Source organism: Nocardia exalbida NBRC 100660 (genome assembly GCF_000308575.1).
In the GTDB taxonomy this organism is placed as follows: Bacteria; Actinomycetota; Actinomycetes; order Mycobacteriales; family Mycobacteriaceae; genus Nocardia; species Nocardia exalbida.
In genome coordinates this window covers 126,930-146,490 of record NZ_BAFZ01000025.1, presented here as the reverse complement: position 1 = coordinate 146,490, position 19,561 = coordinate 126,930, and the positions used below count along the sequence as shown (strand labels likewise).

Genomic DNA, 19,561 nt, shown 5'->3' with positions numbered 1-19,561 from the left:
CGACCTGCTCGGTGACACCGCACCCGATTACGACCGCGTGGTGCAACGCGAACGGGGCATCTTCTTCTGCCCGCAATGCCAACCCGTCCCGAGCGAGCCCGGGGCAGCGTGAAAAACCCCTCCGCCCTTGACGAGTCACCGCCCGCCCGCATAACTTACAATTTGTAAGTTAAGACGGGAGAGCACCATGAGCGACCCACGGCGATACGTGGTGATCGGCGGCGGCTTGGCGGGGCTCGCGTCAGCGGTCTGGCTGGCGGAGGCGGGCAAACAGGTCACCCTCCTGGAGCGCAGAGGACAGCTCGGCGGACGCACCCACGCCATGCGGGCCGAGGCGGTGGACGACCCGCCGGACAACGGCCAGCACGTGATCGCCAGTGGATACGACCACCTGTTCCGCTATCTCACGAGCGTCGGCACCCGGCAATACATCGCCTTTCCGCACGGTGCCACGCTGCGCTGGCCGGACGGTCGCAGCTTCACGATGCGCACCAAGGGAATCGCCGCCCTGCGCACGCTGTTCGGCGCACATCCCGACGCGAATCCACTGGAACGCGCGCGGGCCGCGGTCGCCACCCTCCGCCTCGGCCGGCAGTGCCTCAACCAACCCGCCGACCTGCCCGACCTCACCACCGAGCAATGGTTCGACCGGGTCGGCATGCCCGCGAAAGCGCGGGAGGCGCTGTGGGATTGGCTGGCGCTCGGCATCGCGGCCGAGCCGGTGCAGCAGGAGTCGGCGAAGGTGTTCGCCGATGTGATGGCCACCGGCATCCGGCTGGGCCTGCGCCATCGGCGAGCCGTCGGCATCGGTTACCCCACCACCGATCTGGACACGCTGTATGTCACCGGGGCGCTGCGCGTCTTCGAGAAGCACGGTGTGCAAGTGCGCTACCGAGCCGTGGCCCGCCGCATTCACATCTCGGACGGCGAAGTCACCGGCGTCGCACTGGCCGACGGCACCACGATCCCGGCCGACGCGGTGGTCTGCGCGGTGCCCAACTCGAACATCGGGGGCCTGCTCGACGAACTGCCCGAGCACGCCGAGATCTACGCGGCCGCGGACAAACTGGGATACACGCCGATCGTCAGCACCAACCTCTACCTCGATCGCCCGCTCGGCACCACGGCCGAGTTCGAGGCCCTGATCGGCGGCACCGGCGTCATCGACGAGGTCTTCGATCGGCAGCGGATGACCGGGCGCAGCACCGCGAAAGCCTGGCTGTATTGCCTGACCACCAGTGGCGCCTACGAACAGATCCACAAGACCAGCGACGAGATCGTCGACGAGCAAATGGCGCTGCTGCGCCGCTACTACCCGGCGGCGCGCACGGCGAACGTCGTGCAGGCGCAGGTCGTACGCATGCCGAAAGCCACCTTCTCGCAGGTGGTCGGCACCCACGCGTTGCGTCCGGGGCAACGGACCTCGGTGCCCGGCTTGGTGCTCGCGGGCGACTGGACCGCCACCGACTGGTCGGCGACGATGGAGAGCGCGGTGCAGAGCGCGGCGCGGGCGGTCGATCTGCTGCTCGAGCTACCGTCGACTGCGTGACCACGGATCGCTCCACGGCCGAGCGCGCGAGTACCGAGCCCGCGCGGCCGAAGCGCCGGATGTCCGCCGCCGACCGCCGTACCCAACTGCTGGACGTGGCGCGTGACATCGTCGCCACCGAGGGCTTCGGCGCGGTGAGCATCGATCGGGTGGCGCGCGCGGCGCGCGTGGCCCGTGCGCTGGTGTATCAGCAGTTCACCGATCTGTCCGGGCTGACGGCGGCACTGCTGGATCGCGAGTCGGCCATCGCGTTCGCCGGTGTGCGCAGCGTGGACTGGGACCACGGCGACGTGGACCGTGTCGGCCGTGGCATCCTCGCCTACCTGCACGCCGCGCCGACCAGCTGGCGCATCATCCTCAGCCCGTTCGACGGCGGTCCGCCCGAACTGCGTGAGCGCCTCGCGCTCGGCCGCGCCTACGCCAGGGCGATCGGCGCGCGCCACCTGTCCCGATATCTCGGCGTCACCGTGGACCCGAACGGCCCGACGGAGCGAATCCTGTTGGCCGCCATGGAGGAACTGGCCCGCCTGCACCTCATCGACCCGATCGGGTACCCGGACGAACTGGTGCTGCGCTATCTGCGCTCCCTGGTCGACTGGGCGATGCGGATGGAAGCGCCCGTCGGCGAGGACTGATCGCACTCCGAGGTGCGACCGTCCACCGGGTTACCGGCGGGCTCAGCCTTCGGACGGCACCGGCTCCAGAATCTCGGGGCGCGGCTCCGGAGCAGCGATCCGCAGGGCATCGGCGGAGGCGTCGTCCGGTTGGGTCTGCGAGTGGACCTCCGCGTCGACCCGCGCCTGATAGGTCTGGACCTCTCGGTCGATCTCCTCGTCGTCCCAGCCCAGGATGGGTGCGATCAGCTGGGCCACCTGCTCGGCACAATTGGCCCCGCGATGCGGATACTCGATCGAGATCCTGGTCCGCCGGGCCAGGACGTCGTCCAGGTGCAGGGCGCCCTCGGCCGCCGCCGCGTAGACCGCCTCCACCTGTAGATAGGATGGCGCGTCCGTAATCGGCTGCAGGAGTTCGGGTTTGTCGGCGGCGAAGGCCATGACCTCCTCGATGAGCGACCCGTACCGGTCCAGCAGGTGCTTGATCCGGTACGGATGCACGCCGAAGGTCTCGGCCAGCTGCACCGTCTGGTTGACCAGCGCGAAATACCCGTCGGCGCCGAGCAGCGGCACCTTCGCGGTGACCGACGGCGAGACCCGGGCCGGAATGTCCTCAGCCACTTCGTCCACCGCGTCGTAGGCCATCACGCGATAGGTGGTGTACTTGCCACCCGCGATGCCGACCAGACCGGGTGCCACCCGGGCGACCGCGTGCTCGCGCGACAGCTTGGACGTCTCGTCGCTCTCCCCCGCCAGCAGCGGGCGCAGCCCGGCGTACACGCCGTCGATGTCGTCCGGGGTGAGCGGCGTGACCAGCACCTCGTTCACCCGCTCCAGCAGGTAGTCGATATCGGCCTTGGTCGCGGCCGGATGGGCCAGGTCGAGATTCCAGTCCGTGTCGGTGGTGCCGATGATCCAGTGAGCGCCCCAGGGGATGACGAACAGCACCGAAGTCGCGGTGCGCAGGATGATCGCGGTGTCGCTGACGATCCGGTCCCTGGGCACCACGATGTGCACGCCTTTCGAAGCCCGCACGTGGAACCGGCCCCGCTGGTGCGACAGGGCTTGGACTTCGTCGGTCCACACGCCGGTCGCGTTGATCACCACATGCCCACGGACCTCGCCGGTACGCCCGTCCTCGGTGTCGCGCACCTTCACGCCGACCACCCGGTCCGCCTCGCGCAGGAACCCGACCACCTGGGTGGACGTGCGGATCACCGCGCCGTAGTGCGCGGCCGTGCGCGCCACCATCATGGTGTGGCGCGCGTCGTCGACGACCGTGTCGTAGTAGGCGACACCGCCGATCAGCGAGTCACGCCGCAGTCCCGGCGCCAGCCGCAGAGCACCCGCGCGGGTCAGATGCTGTTGACCCGGTACGGATTTGGCGCCGCCCATGGTGTCGTAGAGGGCCAGGCCGGCGGCCACATACGGGCGCTCCCAGACCCGGTGGGTCAGCGGGTACAGGAACCGCAGCGGCTTCACCAGGTGCGGCGCCAGGGTGGACAGCGTGAGCTCGCGTTCCCGCAGCGCCTCACGCACCAATCCGAACTCCAGCTGTTCCAGATATCGCAGGCCACCGTGGAACATCTTCGACGACCGGCTGGAGGTGCCCGACCCGAGATCGCGGGCCTCGACCAGGGCGACCTGCAACCCCCTCGTCGCCGCGTCCAACGCGATGCCGGCCCCCACCACGCCACCGCCGACGACGACCACATCGAAATGATCCTTGCCGAAGCGCTCCCAGGCCACCCTGCGCTGCTCCGGCCCGAGGGCCTGCGAATCCGGTTTCTTGGCCATGCTCGACTCCTCCAGCCGACGCGGATGTGTCCGATCGAGCGTTCAGGTCCAGGCTAGGCGAACCGCCACGGATCGAGCGCCCGCGCCCCGGTTCGTGTCGCCCCGGCCTACTCGCCGGTAACAAGACCCACCCTAGTCGAGCGGCGAGTTGTCCCCCACCCTGGTGAGGCAGCCCACACCGCGCCGCGCTCACCGCCTTCTCGAGTCAGCCGCCGCAAGTCGCATGCACCATTGCCATGCGCTGAGCGTGTGCCGTTCGCGGCCCGGCTCGCGTTCCACTGGCGGCCGTGTAGGCGCCGAAGAAACAAGCAGCGGTCACGCCCGGGACGACAGCCGGCCACAGCGAACCGTGTGCGCGGTATCCAAAGCTCACGCCCTACGTGCCCAGCGCACCCCAACTCCCGGTTTCGAGCGAAGCGAGACCGAGCAAAACCAACACATCCACAAAGGGGCCGCGAACACGCCGCCACGAAGTCGCGGCAAAATAGACTCAGCGCATGCGTCGCTATGTGGCCGCCATCGATCAGGGCACGACCTCGAGTCGGTGCATCGTCTTCGACCGTCAGGGGCACGTCGTCGGCGTCGCCCAGCGTGAGCACGAGCAGATCTTCCCGCAACCGGGCTGGGTGGAGCACGATCCCGAAACCATATGGCGCGATACCGAATTCGTCCTCGGCGACGTGCTGGAGCGCAGCGGGCTCAGCGCTGAGGACATCGCCGCGGTGGGGGTCACCAACCAGCGTGAGACGACGGTGGTGTGGGATCGCGCGACCGGGCGGCCGGTGTACAACGCGATCGTCTGGCAGGACACCCGTACCGACCGGCTGTGCGCCGAACTGGGCGGCGAGGCGGGACCGGGCCGCTACCAGGATCGCACCGGACTCCCGCTGTCCACCTATTTCGCGGGGCCGAAGCTGCGCTGGATCCTGGACAACGTGCCCGGTGTGCGAGAGCGCGCGGAGGCGGGCGAGCTGTGCTTCGGCACCGTCGACAGCTGGGTGCTGTGGAATCTCACCGGCGAGCACATCACCGATGTGACCAACGCCTCCCGCACCATGCTGCTGGACCTGCGCTCCTTGCAGTGGGATTCGGAGATCTGCGCGGAGTTCGGCGTGCCGGAGTCGATGCTGCCGCAGGTGCGCAGTTCCTCGGAGGTCTACGCTCCGATCAGTTCCGGGCCGCTGGCCGGGGTGCCGGTCGCGGGCATCCTCGGCGACCAGCAGGCCGCCACCTTCGGCCAGGCCTGCTTGTCGCCGGGCGAGGCCAAGAACACTTACGGCACCGGCAATTTCATGCTGCTCAATACCGGCACCACACCGGTGTTCAGCAAGCACGGCCTGCTCACCACGGTGTGTTACCGCCTCGGTGACGCGGACGCGGTGTACGCCTTGGAGGGCTCGATCGCGGTCACCGGCTCGCTGGTGCAGTGGTTCCGGGACAACCTGGGCATCATCTCCGCCGCCGACGAGATCGAGCCGCTGGCCCGCAGCGTCGACGACAACGGCGGCGCCTACATCGTTCCCGCCTTCTCGGGGCTGTTCGCTCCCCGGTGGCGTCCGGACGCGCGCGGCGTGATCACCGGGCTCACCCGTTTCGTCACCAAAGCACACCTCGCGCGCGCGGTGCTGGAATCCACCGCGTTCCAGACCCGCGAGGTGGTCGACGCGATGCGCGCGGACGCCGAGTCCCAGCGGCTCGGCCTAGAGCTGACCACGTTGAAGGTGGACGGCGGCATGGTCGGCAACGACCTGCTCATGCAGTTCCAATCCGACATTCTCGACGTGCCCGTGGTGCGCCCGGTGGTCAACGAGACCACGGCGCTGGGCGCGGCGTACGCGGCCGGGCTCGCCGTCGGTTACTGGGCGGGCACCGACGACATCCGCGCCAACTGGACCGCCGACAAGACCTGGCACCCCGCGATGTCGGACGCCGACCGCGCCGAGCACTACGCCGCGTGGAACAAGGCCGTCGAGCGCACCTACGGCTGGGTGGACTGACGACCGCACCGGATGGGATTTCGCTCGCCGTGCCGCCTCCGCGCGATCGGTCGGTCCGACCCGGCCGGGAAGTGATCGGCGACCGCTGCGAGCCGAGTTCGTGCGGCGGCAGTGTCTCCGTGGATGTGCGCAACCCTATCGGGTGAAGCCATCCGGAGGCAATCGAAAGTCGTTGCGCCCGAGACTATTCACCTATCGCGTGCGCCAAGCGCGCGACCGCCTCCCGAAGCGTCGCCGCCTCCGACGTGGTGAAGCACAGACGCATCGAATTCCGATGGGCGCCGGAGACCGCGAACGCCTCGCCGGGGACGTAGGCGACGCCGAGATCGACGGCGCGGGGCAACAAGTCCACGGTGTCGGTGCCATCGGTGAAATCGACCCACACGAACATGCCGCCCGCGGCGTCGGTGCTCACCAGCCGGTCACCGAAGCGCATGCGCAGCTCGTCCACCAGGACACGCGCTCGCGCGCCGTAGACGCGCCGGACCTCCCGCACATGCGCTCCCAGCCACTCGGCATCCGCGAGCAGCTCAGCGGCGATCTGCTGGGTCAGGGCGGATCCGCACAGGTCCGCGCCCTGCTTCAGCAACTCCACACCCCTGCTCACCGCGTCGGGCGCGGTCATCCAGCCCACCCGCAAGGTCGGAGCCAGCGTCTTCGACGCGCTCGACAGCCGGATCACGTGGGACGAATACGCCGCGACCGGCTCCGGCGACGGGTTGTCGAACCACAGCTCGCCGTATGGATCGTCTTCGATTACCCAGAATCCATACCGTTCGGCGAGTTCGGCGAGTTCACGACGACGCCCCGGGCTCATGGTGACGCCGCGCGGATTGTGGAAATTGCTCACCGTGTGCACCAGTGCGGGCCGCTCGCCGCGGCCGAGCAGGTCGGCCAGCGCGTCGACCCGCATACCCTCGGCATCCAGCGGAACGGTGACGATGCGCGATCCGGCGGCACGGAACACTTGCAGCGCGCCGACGTACGCCGGATCCTCGACCACGACGAGCGCACCCGGGTCCAGCAGCACTTCGGCGAGCAGCGACAGCGCCTGCTGCGAACCGTGGGTGACGAACACCTCCTCGAGCGGCACCGGCCGCCCCAGCCGCACGGTCTCGCGGGCGGCGAGCACCTCACGCAGCGGGCCCCAGCCCGCCGATTCGGTGTATTGCAGTCGCGCGCGGTCCGCCAGCGCCGACTCCGCGGCCTGCGCGATCCGGTCACGCGGCATCAGCTGCTCGTCGGGCAGGCCGCCCGCCAGACTGACCACGTCGTCGCGCGCGGCCACCTTCAGCAGATCACGAATCGCCGAACTCTGCAGACCGCCGAGACGCCGGGCCAGCGGTGGAGTGATCGACGACATGGACACCTCCGAGGAATACGCGATACCCCACTGTCGCACATTCATACCAGACTCTGAAATCAGAATCTCACATTTTGAGAAGCTGGGCTCAATCGATCAGATAGATGAGGGTCCGTCCGTCCAGGTTCACGGTGGTGATCACGGGGAAGTACTTGGCCTCGGTGCCGTCGGGGCGGCGTTCGGTGAGCTCGACGTTGAAGCGATCGGGGGCCATCTCCGCGATCCGCAGGCAATAGGCCGTGCCCTGCGGGATGTGCTGGTCGATGGTCTTCTGCAGGTCGACAGGCGGTTCGACGTTCGCGCCCGGTGCCACGAAAGTATGCGCGCGGGTAGCGCTGCGCTCGGAATAGTACGCATGCTCGAAGCCGAGAATCGCGCGGATCCCACTGCTCGTATCACCCGCGCCGTTGCCGAAGGTGACATTGCCCTCGGTGCGGGTCGGGCAGTTCATCACCACGGCGCTGGTGGCCGCCGAAGCAGCCGTGCCGTCCTGGCCGTCATCGCCGCCGCCGGCCAGGACGATGGTCACCGTCAGCGCGACCAACGCCACCACCGCCGCGAGCGTCCCCAGCACGACCCAGCGCCGCGAGGGACTACGCCGCGCAGGCGGGGGCTTCTCGGGAAGGCGCAGCGCGAGCCGCATGGCGACCGGGTCCTCGGCCCAGGACAGAGCCGACTCCGACGGCGGCGGAGGCTTCGGAACGCCGCCTTCCAGCGTCGGCCGGTTCCACCACGAGTCCTGCTCGCCGTCCTTGGGTTGCGGGCGCGGGACCTCCGCGGCAGGCGGCTGGGGCTGGGCAGCCGCGGGCGGCGCTACCGGCCGTTCGGAGTAGACCGTCGAATCCGGCGCGCGAAACTGCGGGGACAGTGCGGGCGTCGTCTCCGGCTGCCCTGCCGGACGCCAGGTGAGTTCGGGGTGGTCGATCGACTGCTGCGGCACCTGCCAGCCCGGGCCGGTGTTCGCGCCCATCGGGGGACCGAATTCCGCGACGGGCGGCCCGAACTCGGAGACCGGCGGCCCGAACTCCCCCAACGACGGACCGAACTCCGAACCGGACTGGTCGGATTCGTTCTCCCTCGCATCACCCTCGGAGGTCACACCCAATCCTTTCCCAGGACACACAAGTGGGGCGGCCGCGAACGGCCGCCCCACCCGTCGAAAACAGCACGTGTCAGTACTGGAGTGAACCACCCCACTGCGTGGTGGCACCACCCACGTCGACGGTCTGCGGAGCGAAGTCGCCCGGCTGAAGCGGAAGCTTAACCTGTGCGGCGGCTTCCAGGGCGGCCGCGCCGCCCGGCTGCTCGCGGATCCAGTCCTCCACCGCGGCCTTGGCCTGGTTCAGCTGCGTGGTGTCGAACACCGAGGTGGTGTTGTTCGACGCCAGGCCCTCGCCACCGGTGTAGGTGGTCAGCTTGACGGTGTTCTTGTCGACGAACTCCACCGAGACACCGGCTTCACCCGCGCCGGTCGGCGTGCGGTAGCCGATGGTGCCGACGTACCCGGCCTCGTTACTGAAGTGGTGGGTGTTGGCCACGTGGCCCGGCAGCAAGGTGCCGCCGTCGATGTTCGCGCCGATCTCCGCGTGCGGACCGGTCATCTCCACGACCGGGGCGGCCGGGGCTGCCTCCATGCGTGGCGCCTGCCAGCGCGGCTGCGCCTGCGGCTGCACCAGCGTGGAACTCTCCGGCTGCCGCGCCGGGGCGTTGTCGCTCTGGGCGTCCGGCTGCGGCGCGGCCTGCTGGCCGGGCTGCGGAGCCGCCTGCTGCCCGGGCTGCGGCGCGGCCTGGTCCGGCGAGACCGCGGCCTGCGGGTCGCTCGGCTTCTGCTGGCCGGGGACCGGCAGCGGCGCGACACGCGGCGGGGTCACGCCCGGCTGGGTCGGCTTGGCGAGCTTCGGATCCTTCTGGTCGGGCGCGGCGTGGTCCGACTCCGGCGTGGTGACGCCCGGCTGACGCGGCGTCGGCTTGCTCTCCGGCTTCTCCGAATCCTGCTTGGACTCGGGCTTGTTCGGCTCCGGCTGCGTGGTCTCCGGGGTGCTCGGCGACTCGTTCACACCCGGCTGGGTGGGAGCAGGCGTCGGCGGAGTGGTCGGATCGTTCGGAGCCGCCCCGCAGGCGCAGCGAAGAGAGTGGCCACGGCAGCCGCTGTGGCCAGTGGCAACGAGGTGCTCGCCATCGCTCGCTGCGCCCGACTCGGCTTACGATGTTTCACTTTTCGCGCTTCCTTCCCGGGTGCGGCCGAATCGGCCGCATACAGGTTGTCCCTGGGTGAGACGCCTGATCGTCGAACGACCCGGGCCGTTCGCCGTGCCGATTCGGAAAGGACCCTTCCCCCCACACCGAACTTCGCGACCGTCCTTCGATCGCATCTCTGCCGAGAGTGAACCACATGTGCGCACGATGGGCAACGCGGCGAATAGCCATGGCTGGCAAGAGCGCCCGCACTCCGCGCCTGCCCCGAGTTCACCGGGCACGATGTCCGGGATCGGACACGGCACCGGACGCGCCGGAAAGAGGTCAGTCGAGGTCGTCGTGCCGCATCAGCAACCGCGCCGCCTCGGTCACCGAACCCGTGAGCGACGGGTACACCGAGAAGGTCTGGGCCAGGTCGTTGACCGTCAGATTGTTCTGCACCGCAAGGGCGATCGGCAGGATCAACTCCGAGGCGATCGGCGCGACGACGACGCCGCCGATCACCACGCCGGTCGCGGGACGGCAGAAGATCTTGACGAAACCACGCCGCAGACTCGACATCTTGGCGCGCGGGTTCGTGTTCAGCGGCAGCATCACCGTGCGCGCGGGAACCTCGCCGTTGTCGATCGCGGTCTGGCTGACGCCCACGGTCGCGATCTCCGGCCGGGTGAACACCGCGGAGGCGACGGTCTTCAGGCGAATCGGGCTGACACCCTCGCCGAGCGCGTGGTACATCGCGATGCGTCCCTGCATCGCGGCCACCGAGGCCAGCGGCAGCAGACCGGTGCAGTCGCCCGCGGCGTAGATGCCGGGCACCGAGGTGCGCGATACGCGGTCCACCCGCAGGTAACCACCGCGGTCGAGTTCGATGCCGACCCGTTCCAGCCCCAGGCCTCCCGTGTTGGGCGTCGAACCGACGGTCATCAGCGCGTGCGAGCCGGAAACCGTGCGCCCGTCGGAGAGCTTCACCACGATGCCGTCGGCGGTGCGCTCCACCGCGTCCGCGCGGGCGTGCTTGACCAGTTCGACGCCGCGCTCGGCGAGCGCGTCCTCCAGGACCAGCGCGGCGTCGGCGTCCTCGCCGGGCAGCACGCGGTCGCGGCTGGAGACCAGCTTCACCCGCACACCCATCTCGGTGTAGGCGGAGACGAACTCCGCGCCCGTCACACCGGAACCGACGACCACCAGGGTCTCCGGCAGCTCCTCCAGGTCGTAGAGCTGACGCCAGTTGAGGATGCGCTCACCGTCCGGTTCCGCGCCCGGCAGCACCCGCGGGCTCGCGCCGGTGGCGATCAGCACGACCTCGGCCTCGATGGTCTGCTGCGCGCCGTCGGCCAGCTTGGCCAGCACCCGGTGCGCGGCCAGGCCGCCGCCGCGTTCGATCAGCTCGCCGTAGCCTGCCAGCACGGTCACTCCGACGGTCTGCAACTTCGAGCGGATGTCGGAGGACTGCGCGAGCGCCAGCGCCTTCACGCGCGCGTTCACCTCGGTCAGCTGCACCTGCGCCTGGTTCGGGTCCAGGGTGATGCCGAGATCGCGAGCGCGGCGCAGGTCGGTGCGCACGCCGGTCGAGGCGATGAAGGTTTTCGAAGGGACGCAGTCCCACAGCACGCAGGCTCCGCCGATCCCGTCGGAATCGATCAGCGTCACCGACGCTCCGTGCTGGGCCGCCACCAGGGCCGCCTCATAGCCGGCCGGTCCGCCACCGATGATCGCGATGCGGGTCATTGATACCTCCGCTCGTGCTGCACGCCGGGATCTCCGGCACGGGTAAACGTTATCCGGCAACCACCTCGCACCACCGACCGCGTTACCGCTGCGCAACGGGTCCCCGCCGCGCGCCGCGCCGCAGGTGCGGCAATCGAACGCGGTCTGTGAAGGTTATTGGCTACCCTTTGCTGGTGCCGATCTATGCCGCTTACGGGTCCAACATGGACTCGACGCAGATGCTCGAGCGCTGTCCGCACTCCCCCATGTCCGGGACGGGCTGGTTGGAGGGCTGGCGGCTGACCTTTGCCGGTGACGACATCGGCTGGGAAGGGCCTCTCGCGACGGTCGTCGAGGACCCGGGTTCCCGGGTGTTCGTCGTGCTCTACGACGTGTCGCCGGAGGACGAGCAGCGGCTGGACCGGTGGGAGGGTTCGGACTTCGGTATCCACAAGAAGATCCGCTTGCGCGTCACCCGCAACGCCGACGGCGGCGAGCCCACGCTGGCCTGGCTCTACGTGCTGGACGCCTACGAGGGCGGCCTGCCCTCGGCCCGCTACATCGGCGTGATCGCCGACGCGGCCGAAAAAGCGGGCGCGCCAGAGGATTACGTGCACGCCCTACGCACCCGCAACAGCCGCAACGTCGGCCCGGGCAACTTCGGCTGACCCGCGTCACACCGCAACGCAGGCGGCGGGGCCGTACCTTCCGGGTCGGCCCTGCCGCTGGCGCGTTCCAAGCCCATCGGGCGCGAGCCATCGAGCACCATTCGCGGCCCGGCCGCTGTCGCACTCACAGCCCCGTTGAGTGCGAGGCCATCGAGCACCGTTCGCGGCCCGGCTCGCGTCCGAGTGGGCGAAGCGCATGCGCCGCAGGCGCGAGTCTCGCCCGCTCGGACGCGAGCCACAAAGGGGCCGCGAACACCCAGCGCCGCAGGCGCTGGAAATCAGACAGAGCCGAGCACGAGATTGCTCAGCACCCGGACGCCGACCGCGAGCGCCCGCTCATCGATGTCGAAGGTCGGCTGGTGCAGATCCAGCTGTTCACCCTCGCCGGACCAGACGCCCAGGCGCGCCATCGCGCCCGGCACCTTCTCCAGGTACCAGGAGAAGTCCTCGCCGCCGCCGGACTGCGGGGTGTCGGCCAGCGCGTCTGGGCCGAGCGCGCGGATCGCGTCCTCGAAGATGCGGGTGGAATGCTCGTCGTTGACCACAGGGGGCACGCCGCGCCGGTAGTTCAGCTGGTAGCGCACTCCCGTCGGGGCCAGCAGGCCGTCGACGATCTCGCGCACCATCGGCTCCAGCAACGACCAGGTGCCGTGATCTCCGGTACGGATGGTGCCGGTGAGCATGCCGGTCTGCGGAATGGCGTTGGGCGCCTTCCCCGCGCTCACCGCGCCCCACACCATCACGGTGCTGGTGCGCGGATCGATGCGGCGGCTGAGCAGGCCGGGCAGGCCGGTGATGACCGAGCCGATCGCGTAGACCAGGTCACTGGTCAGGTGCGGACGGGAGGTGTGGCCGCCCGGCGAGTCGAGCACCAGCTCGATGGTGTCGGCGGCGGAGGTGATCGCGCCCACGCGGATGCCGATCCGGCCCACCTCGAGGCGCGGGTCGCAGTGCAGCGCGAAGATCCGCTCCACGCCCGTCATCGCACCGGCGGCGACCACGTCGATCGCGCCGCCCGGCATGATCTCCTCGGCGGGCTGGAAGACCAGCCGCACGCCGACCGGCAGTTCCGGCGCCTCGGCCAAGGCCAGGGCCGTGCCGAGCAGGATGGTGGTGTGCGCGTCGTGGCCGCACGCGTGCGACACGCCCGGCACCGTGGAGGCGAAGGGGAGTCCGGTGAACTCTTGAAGGGGCAGCGCGTCCATGTCGGCGCGCAGGCCGATGCGCGGGCCCTCCGGTCCGATATCACAGATCAAGCCGGTGCCGCCGGGCAGAACCTGCGGCGCCAGACCCGCCTTGGTCAGCCACGCCGAGACGAACTCGGTCGTGCCGAACTCGGTACGGGACAGTTCCGGGTTGGCGTGGATGTGCCTGCGCCACTGGACGAGATCGACCGTGTGGTCGGCCAGCCACGACTCCACCGCTTTCCGCCCGGATCCCACGGTCTCCGACGCTGCGGAGCTGCCGGGGCCCTCCGTGGCCACGCGGACGCCCGTTGCCGGGCCCGTCGCCTGCGCCGCCGAACGGCCGGTTGTGCTCACCGAATGTCCTCCTGTCGTTGAACTAGCCGTTGCAACAACCTGTCTCTATGGATGTCATCGCGGGCGACGGCGATTGCGGTACGCGCGAGCGCGAGCGCACCGTCGAGGACCGCACGATCCGCCGAGGCGTTGACGCTGGCCGCGGCGAAGCCTGGCTGATGTGTCACCGCGCCACCGGCATCGATGCCGATGACCGGGTGAATGCCCGGAATGACGTTGGTGACGTTCCCCATATCGGTGCTGCCCAGCGGTCGCTGCGCCTCGAACTCCGGAGCGAGCGGCACGCGTCCCAATCCGGTGAGCTGGTCGCGATAGGCCAGCAGTAATTCCGGATCCGGGGTCAGCTCGGTATACGTCGGCGCGAGCGTCCGGATTTCGTGGGTGCAGCCGGTCGCGAGGGCGCCCGCCTCGAAGCAAGCCGACGCTCGTCGCGTCAGATCGTCGAGGGATGCGGAGTCGACTGCGCGTAGGTAATACAGCAGTTCCGCACGTCCGGGCACGATGTTGGGAGCTACGCCACCGTCGCCGACTATACCGTGTAGTTGCTGGCCAGGCAGGAGATGCTGCCGCAGCAACCCCAGAGCAACCTGCGCGACGGTCACCGCGTCGCCCGCGTTGCGACCCTGCTCCGGGGCCGCGCTGGCGTGCGCCTCCCGTCCGTGGAAGACCACCGACACGTCGGCCAGAGCCAGCGAGCGGGCGCCGACGATGTCGAGCGGACCCGGGTGCACCATCATCGCCATCGCGACGTCGTCGAACACTCCGTGCTCCAGCATGAGCACCTTGCCACCGCCGCTCTCCTCGGCGGGCGTGCCGAACACCAGCACGGTGAGATCCAGCGCGTCGGCGACCTCGGCGAGACCCAGCGCCGCGCCCACCGCGGCCGCGGCGATGATGTTGTGCCCGCAGGCGTGCCCGATCTCGGGCAGTGCGTCGTACTCCGCGCAGAGACCGACGGTCAGCGACCCGCCGCCATAGCGCGCGCGGAAGGCCGTCGGCAGGTCGGCGACCCCGCTCTCGATCTCGAAGCCGCGCTCGGCCAGCGGTGCCATGGTCTTGGCGACGCTGCGGGTTTCCTCGAATGCCAGCTCGGGTTCGTCGTGAATCGAGTGCGAGAGCCCGATCAATTCGGCGGCCGCCGCCCGGATGGCGGCGTCACTGCGAGCGACAGCGTCGACCTCGCACACGGCGTTGCCGTCGTGCTGCGCTTCTCGGCGCCCGCTGCGCGATGGTGGCATGCAACACAGTCTCGCACTGTATTTGTTTTCCAGCGCCTTCGGCGCTGGGTGTTCGCGGCCCTGTGTTGGTTTTGCCAGCGCCTGCGGCGCTGGGTGTTCGCGGCCCCTTCATGGCTCGCGTTTGCGCGACCGCCGCTTGCTCCTTCGTCGCCTACGCGACGGCCGCGCAAACGCGAGCCGGGCCGCGAACGGCGCATGCTCGGTCTCGCTTCGCTCGAAACCGGGAGTTGGGGTGCGCTGGGCGCGTAGGAGTGACCGCTGCGAACCCTGGCCCGCCGTTTTACAAGGTGTCGTCGTCGTAGTCGGTGGCTGGACCGCCGACAGGCAGGTGGGGTGCATACGCGGTTCAGGCGTCGCCAAGCACGAGGTTGTGCGGGTTGCCGATGCCGAGGCCGGGGCCGATGGGCGCGCCGAGCGCACACACGGCCCACACGTCGCCAAGCACCTGGGGTGGGTGGCATCGCGGGGATCGCTACCCCGTAGTTCGCCGCGTGGCGGCGGCTGGCCGGATGAGTGCCGCAGCGACTACCTCGCAGACGCAGCCAGCGGATTGAGCACGGGCGGAGACGGGCTCCGCCGTCTGCGGACGGCGGGTCAGCTCGCGGCGAACGCCAGGTTTTCCGGAGTGGTCGCGACGGCGAGGCCGGCCAGGGCCTTCGCGTGCAGGGCGCGCTTGATCACGGGGAGGTTGGGCTTGCGGTTGCTCGCCAGTGCCGCGGCCCGCTCGATCGCGGTCGCGAGCAACTCGGGGGCGTCGGCCTTGGCGTCGGCGATGCCCGCGGCGATCGCCTCGTCGGCCGGATAGCGGTGGCCGGTGGTCATCGCCTGCACACAGACCTGGTTGGACAGCCGCTCGGTGAGCAGAGCGTTCATCCCGATGGTGAAGGGCATGCCCAGGTGCACCTCGGGCAGGCAGTAGAAGCCGCGATCGGCGCGCATCACCCGGAAGTCGTGCGAAGTCGCCAGCATGGCGCCCGCTCCGAAGGCATGGCCGTTGATCGCCGCGACGGTGGGCAGCGGGAAGGCCAGCAGACGGGTGTAGAGCGAGTGCACGCGGTCGAGGTAACCGTGCATCTTGTCCAGATTGCCGAACAGCCAATCGGTGTCCAGACCGTTGCTGAAGAACTTCCCTGTCGCGGTGGTCACCAGCGCGGCAGGCCCCTCGGAGCTCTCGACCTCGTCCAGCAGCCCGTGGAAGGCGTCGATCCAGTCCGGGTGAAAACGGTTCTCGCTGTCCGTCTGTCCCTCGGCGCCGAGGTAGACGACGAACACTTCCCCGTGGCGTTCCAGATACGGCATGCCGTGCAGCGTATCGGGCACCGACAGCTACTCCTACTCGCGGGTAGGGGTCTAGTGGAACTCCTCCACTCGACCCCAACGCACCCCAACTCCCGGTTCGAGCGAAGCGAGACCAAAGCACCGTTCATCGCAAGGCAGACCAACCCCACACAGTCCACTCAGCGCCCGAGTCCCCACCCGCCGCGTACACAGCCACGGCCCCGATCGACCTCACGACCAGCCGGTGAAACCGCGCGCACAATGCCAGGAATTCGCACATCAACGCCCCCAGCACACCTCCACTCCCCAGTTTCGAGCGAAGCAAGACCGAGCATCCGCCGTCCGCGGACCGGCTCACGTCCGCCACGTCCGCGACCGATCACCGGTCGAAAGGACAACCACCCACCACAACGAACCGCGTGCACGAGGTCCAAACCTCGCGCACCGACGCGCCCGGCGTACCCCAACTCCCGGTTTCGAGCGAAGCGAGACCGAGCATGCGCCGTTCGCGGCCCGGCTCGCGTTTGCGCGGCCGTCGCGTAGGCGACGAAGGAGCAAGCGGCGGTCGCGCAAACACGAGCCATAAGGGGGCCGCGAACACGCCGCGCGAAGGCGCGGCAAATCAAACCCAGCTATGGTGACGATCATGCTTGCCGAACAGGCCGCCGAGGCGATCGCCGAACGTACGGGAGTGTCACGCCACCGGGTCGCGGTGGTGCTGGGGTCCGGCTGGCAGGACGCGGCCGCGGAGATCGGGGCGCCGCGGGCGTCGGTGCCGATGCCGGAGTTGCCCGGTTTCGGAACGCCTACCGCGCAGGGCCATGTCGGCGTGCTCCATTCCGTTCGGGTGGACGACAACGACGTGCTGCTGTTGATGGGCCGCCAGCATCTCTACGAGGGGTATCGGCCCGCCGATGTGGTGCATCCGGTGTCGGCGGCGGTGGCGGCGGGCGCGGAGATCGTGGTGCTGACCAATGCCGCGGGCGGTATCCGGGCCGGTCTGCGGGTCGGTGAGCCGGTGCTGATCAGCGACCATCTCAACTTGACCGGTCGCACACCGCTGGCAGGCGCGACTTTCGTCGACTTGGTCGACGCCTGGGATCCGGAGTTGCGGGATTTGGCCAGGGAGATCGATCCGAGCCTGACCGAGGGTGTCTACGCGGGCCTCACCGGGCCGCAGTACGAGACGCCCGCCGAGATCCGGATGCTGCGCACGATCGGCGCGGATCTGGTCGGCATGTCCACGGTGCTGGAAGCCATCGCCTGCCGCGCGCTCGGTGCGCGCCTGCTCGGTATCTCGCTGGTCACCAACCTGGCCGCGGGCGTCACCGGCGCGCATCTGTCCCATGCCGAGGTGCTCGCCGAAGGCCATGCCGCGGCTCCGCGCCTCGGCAAACTGCTGCGCGGCGTGCTGGAACGGGTGTAGATGCTGCGCTTCGGCACGGCGGGCCTGCGCGGGCCGCTGCGCGAGGGCCCGGACGGCATGAACGTCACCACCGTGAGCAGGGCGACCGCGGGAATCGTTGCGTGGCTGCGTGACCGCTGTCTCGGCGGCGGCACGGTGGTCGTCGGCCGCGACGCCAGGCACGGTTCCGGCGAATTCGCGACGGCGACCGCGGAGATCTTCGCCGCGGCGGGCTTTCCGGTGACGTTGCTGCCGCGTCCGCTGCCAACGCCGGTGGTCGCGTACGCGGTGCGTGAGCTGGGCGCGGTCGCGGGCGTGCAGATCACCGCCTCGCACAACCCGGCCACCGACAACGGCTACAAGGTCTATCTGGACGGCGGGTCACAGCTGATCGCCCCGGCCGACGCCGAGATCGAGCGCTGTATCGAGGCGGTGACCGAGCCGATCGACCGCGTGCCGGTCGTCCCCGCCGACGACGACGTGGTCCAGCGCTATATCCGCCGCGTTGCCGAAATACCCTCCTGGATCGGTGGGCCGGGCGAGCGGGCCGGTATCCGGATCGCCCTCACTCCACTGCACGGCGTCGGCGGTGACCTCGCCGTCGAAGCGCTGCGCGCGGCGGGTTTTCCCGACGTCCATGTGGTCGAGGAGCAATTCGCACCGGACCCCGACTTTCCGACCGTCACGTTCCCGAACCCGGAGGAACCCGGCGCGGCCGATCTGCTGCTCGCGACGGCGGCCCGGGTCGGCGCCGACGTGGCGATCGCGCTGGACCCCGACGCGGATCGGTGCGCGGTGGGCATTCCGCGGCCGGACGGCACCTGGCGGATGCTGCGCGGCGACGAGACCGGCGTACTCCTGGGTGACTGTGTGCTGCGCACCGCCCCGGATGATGCGCTGGTGGCGACGACGATCGTGTCCTCGCGGCTGCTGTCGAAGCTGGCTCCCGCGCGCGGCGGACGCTACGCGGAAACGCTCACCGGATTCAAGTGGCTGGCCCGCGCGGGCGACGGCTTGGTCTACGCCTATGAGGAGGCGATCGGCCACTGCGTCGACCCGGCAGCCGTCCGCGACAAGGACGGTATCTCCGCCGCCGTCCTGGTGGCCGACCTGGTGGCCCGGTTGAAGGCCGCCGGCCGCGGCCTGAACGACGAACTCGACGACTACGCGGTCGAATTCGGCCTGCACGCGGGCGACCAGGTGTCGCTGCGGCTCGGCTCGGCCACCGACGCGGCCGCCGTGGTCGAGCGATTGCGGGCCCACCCGCCGCGCGAGATCGCGGGCGAGCCGGTCGAATACACCGATCAGCTTCGGGTCCGGGGCCGGATGCGGACCGACGCGCTGATCTTCGAGGGTGTCTCGTCCCGCGTTGTCGTCCGCCCTTCCGGTACCGAGCCGAAGCTCAAGTGCTACCTGGAGGTGGTCGAACCGGTGGGCTCGCGCGCCGGTCTTCCGGCCGCGCGAGCCGCTGCCCGCGAACGCCTTTCGGCATTGCGCGACTTCTGCCGGACCTTCTGACCGCGGCCCGGCAGGGGTTCAGCGCGGGCCGAATTGCCGGTCGCCCGCGTCGCCGAGACCGGGCACGATGTAGGCGTTCTCGTTCAGTCCGGAGTCCACGACGGCGGTCACCAGCCGTACCGGCAATCCCGAGTCCTCCAGTGTCGCAATCCCTTCCGGGGCGGCGACGACGCACACGGCGGTGATGTCGGTGGCGCCGCGGGCCGCGAGCAGCTGCAAGGTGTGCCGCATCGAGCCGCCCGTGGCCAGCATCGGGTCGAGCACGAAGACCGGCAGGCCGGCGAGATCGGCGGGCAGCGACTCCATGTAGGGCACCGGCAGGTGGGTGTCCTCGTCGCGAGCGAGACCGACGAACCCGATTCTGGCGTCGGGGATCAGCTCGGCGGCCGCGTCGATCATGCCGAGCCCGGCGCGCAGCACCGGAACCAGCAGCGGCGGATGGGCCAGCCGGATGCCTTCGGTGGGAGCGACCGGCGTGGTGATCTCGAAGCGCTCGACCTCCGCGTCGCGCAGCGCCTCGTAGATCAGGATGCCGGTCAGATCACGTAGTGCGGCACGGAAAGCCGGATTGGCCGTTCGCTCGTCCCGCATCGTGGTGAGCAGGGCGGCGACGAGTGGATGGTCCACGGTGAGGGTGCGCATGAGGGAACGATAAAGTCGGTTGCGGGTGCGCCGCCGGATGCCACCGGA

General features: G+C 69.7%; 15 protein-coding genes. 6 read left to right on the top strand and 9 right to left on the bottom strand.

The window, feature by feature from the left end; all coding sequences use genetic code 11:
• Positions 1-187 precede the first annotated feature (187 nt).
• Together hpnE and ON29_RS05535 are read left to right on the top strand one after the other, a co-directional pair.
• Positions 188-1,549, top strand: coding sequence for a hydroxysqualene dehydroxylase HpnE (hpnE, locus tag ON29_RS05540; protein WP_040865036.1), 1,362 nt, complete (start codon positions 188-190; stop codon positions 1,547-1,549).
• Positions 1,550-1,608: 59 nt separating this feature from the next.
• Positions 1,609-2,184 (top strand): TetR/AcrR family transcriptional regulator, encoded by a 576-nt coding sequence (locus tag ON29_RS05535; protein WP_040865065.1) that lies wholly within the window; start codon positions 1,609-1,611, stop codon positions 2,182-2,184.
• A gap of 42 nt (positions 2,185-2,226) precedes the next feature.
• Here ON29_RS05535 and ON29_RS05530 read toward each other — a convergent pair whose 3' ends face one another.
• Complete coding sequence (locus ON29_RS05530; RefSeq protein ID WP_040865035.1) at positions 2,227-3,960, bottom strand: glycerol-3-phosphate dehydrogenase/oxidase; 1,734 nt, start codon at positions 3,958-3,960, stop codon at positions 2,227-2,229.
• 497 nt (positions 3,961-4,457) lie between these two features.
• Between ON29_RS05530 and glpK the strand changes: the two genes are divergently transcribed.
• Positions 4,458-5,957, top strand: coding sequence for a glycerol kinase GlpK (glpK, locus tag ON29_RS05525; protein ID WP_040865034.1), 1,500 nt, complete (start codon positions 4,458-4,460; stop codon positions 5,955-5,957).
• 184 nt (positions 5,958-6,141) lie between these two features.
• Here the strand turns inward: glpK and ON29_RS05520 are convergent, their stop codons facing one another.
• The 4 genes from ON29_RS05520 to ON29_RS05505 all read right to left on the bottom strand — a co-directional run bounded on the left by ON29_RS05520 (position 6,142) and on the right by ON29_RS05505 (position 11,244).
• Positions 6,142-7,320: an aminotransferase-like domain-containing protein gene (locus tag ON29_RS05520; RefSeq protein WP_040865064.1), complete on the bottom strand. Its 1,179-nt coding sequence runs from the start codon at positions 7,318-7,320 to the stop codon at positions 6,142-6,144.
• Positions 7,321-7,408: 88 nt separating this feature from the next.
• Positions 7,409-8,419 carry a DUF8176 domain-containing protein gene (locus tag ON29_RS05515; RefSeq protein ID WP_040865063.1) on the bottom strand — a complete coding sequence of 337 codons (1,011 nt, stop codon included), beginning with the start codon at positions 8,417-8,419 and terminating at the stop codon, positions 7,409-7,411.
• Positions 8,420-8,492: 73 nt separating this feature from the next.
• On the bottom strand, positions 8,493-9,377 hold the full coding sequence (locus ON29_RS05510) for a hypothetical protein (RefSeq protein WP_245548829.1): 885 nt from the start codon (positions 9,375-9,377) through the stop codon (positions 8,493-8,495).
• 463 nt (positions 9,378-9,840) lie between these two features.
• Positions 9,841-11,244: an NAD(P)H-quinone dehydrogenase gene (locus tag ON29_RS05505; protein ID WP_040865033.1), complete on the bottom strand. Its 1,404-nt coding sequence runs from the start codon at positions 11,242-11,244 to the stop codon at positions 9,841-9,843.
• 173 nt (positions 11,245-11,417) lie between these two features.
• Between ON29_RS05505 and ON29_RS05500 the strand changes: the two genes are divergently transcribed.
• On the top strand, positions 11,418-11,891 hold the full coding sequence (locus ON29_RS05500) for a gamma-glutamylcyclotransferase family protein (RefSeq protein WP_040865062.1): 474 nt from the start codon (positions 11,418-11,420) through the stop codon (positions 11,889-11,891).
• A 278-nt stretch (positions 11,892-12,169) separates the two neighbouring features.
• Here ON29_RS05500 and ON29_RS05495 read toward each other — a convergent pair whose 3' ends face one another.
• The 3 genes from ON29_RS05495 to ON29_RS05485 form a co-directional block, all read right to left on the bottom strand.
• Positions 12,170-13,312 carry a M20 family metallopeptidase gene (locus tag ON29_RS05495; RefSeq protein ID WP_373283849.1) on the bottom strand — a complete coding sequence of 381 codons (1,143 nt, stop codon included), beginning with the start codon at positions 13,310-13,312 and terminating at the stop codon, positions 12,170-12,172.
• Between the two features lie 116 nt (positions 13,313-13,428).
• A complete protein-coding gene (locus ON29_RS05490; protein WP_083863253.1) occupies positions 13,429-14,670 on the bottom strand; it encodes a M20 family metallopeptidase in 1,242 nt (413 codons plus the stop codon).
• 594 nt (positions 14,671-15,264) lie between these two features.
• A complete protein-coding gene (locus ON29_RS05485) occupies positions 15,265-15,969 on the bottom strand; it encodes an enoyl-CoA hydratase-related protein (protein WP_040865031.1) in 705 nt (234 codons plus the stop codon).
• A gap of 625 nt (positions 15,970-16,594) precedes the next feature.
• Here ON29_RS05485 and ON29_RS05475 point away from each other — a divergent pair.
• Positions 16,595-17,374, top strand: a complete 780-nt coding sequence (locus tag ON29_RS05475) for a purine-nucleoside phosphorylase (RefSeq protein WP_083863257.1) — start codon at positions 16,595-16,597, stop codon at positions 17,372-17,374.
• On the top strand, positions 17,375-18,871 hold the full coding sequence (locus ON29_RS05470; RefSeq protein ID WP_040865028.1) for a phospho-sugar mutase: 1,497 nt from the start codon (positions 17,375-17,377) through the stop codon (positions 18,869-18,871).
• 18 nt (positions 18,872-18,889) lie between these two features.
• Here ON29_RS05470 and upp read toward each other — a convergent pair whose 3' ends face one another.
• Positions 18,890-19,513, bottom strand: a complete 624-nt coding sequence (gene upp, locus ON29_RS05465; RefSeq protein ID WP_040865027.1) for a uracil phosphoribosyltransferase — start codon at positions 19,511-19,513, stop codon at positions 18,890-18,892.
• Positions 19,514-19,561 lie beyond the last annotated feature (48 nt).

What these genes read in the sequence shown, in the direction of transcription:
- hpnE (WP_040865036.1), top strand. Translation starts at nt 188, where the DNA reads ATGAGCGACCCACGGCGATACGTGGTGATCGGCGGCGGCTTGGCGGGG.
- ON29_RS05535 (WP_040865065.1), top strand. Translation starts at nt 1,609, where the DNA reads ATGTCCGCCGCCGACCGCCGTACCCAACTGCTGGACGTGGCGCGTGAC.
- ON29_RS05530 (WP_040865035.1), bottom strand. Translation starts at nt 3,960, where the DNA reads ATGGCCAAGAAACCGGATTCGCAGGCCCTCGGGCCGGAGCAGCGCAGG.
- glpK (WP_040865034.1), top strand. Translation starts at nt 4,458, where the DNA reads ATGCGTCGCTATGTGGCCGCCATCGATCAGGGCACGACCTCGAGTCGG.
- ON29_RS05520 (WP_040865064.1), bottom strand. Translation starts at nt 7,320, where the DNA reads ATGTCGTCGATCACTCCACCGCTGGCCCGGCGTCTCGGCGGTCTGCAG.
- ON29_RS05505 (WP_040865033.1), bottom strand. Translation starts at nt 11,244, where the DNA reads ATGACCCGCATCGCGATCATCGGTGGCGGACCGGCCGGCTATGAGGCG.
- ON29_RS05490 (WP_083863253.1), bottom strand. Translation starts at nt 14,670, where the DNA reads ATGCCACCATCGCGCAGCGGGCGCCGAGAAGCGCAGCACGACGGCAAC.
- ON29_RS05485 (WP_040865031.1), bottom strand. Translation starts at nt 15,969, where the DNA reads ATGCCGTATCTGGAACGCCACGGGGAAGTGTTCGTCGTCTACCTCGGC.
- ON29_RS05475 (WP_083863257.1), top strand. Translation starts at nt 16,595, where the DNA reads ATGCTTGCCGAACAGGCCGCCGAGGCGATCGCCGAACGTACGGGAGTG.
- ON29_RS05470 (WP_040865028.1), top strand. Translation starts at nt 17,375, where the DNA reads ATGCTGCGCTTCGGCACGGCGGGCCTGCGCGGGCCGCTGCGCGAGGGC.
- upp (WP_040865027.1), bottom strand. Translation starts at nt 19,513, where the DNA reads ATGCGCACCCTCACCGTGGACCATCCACTCGTCGCCGCCCTGCTCACC.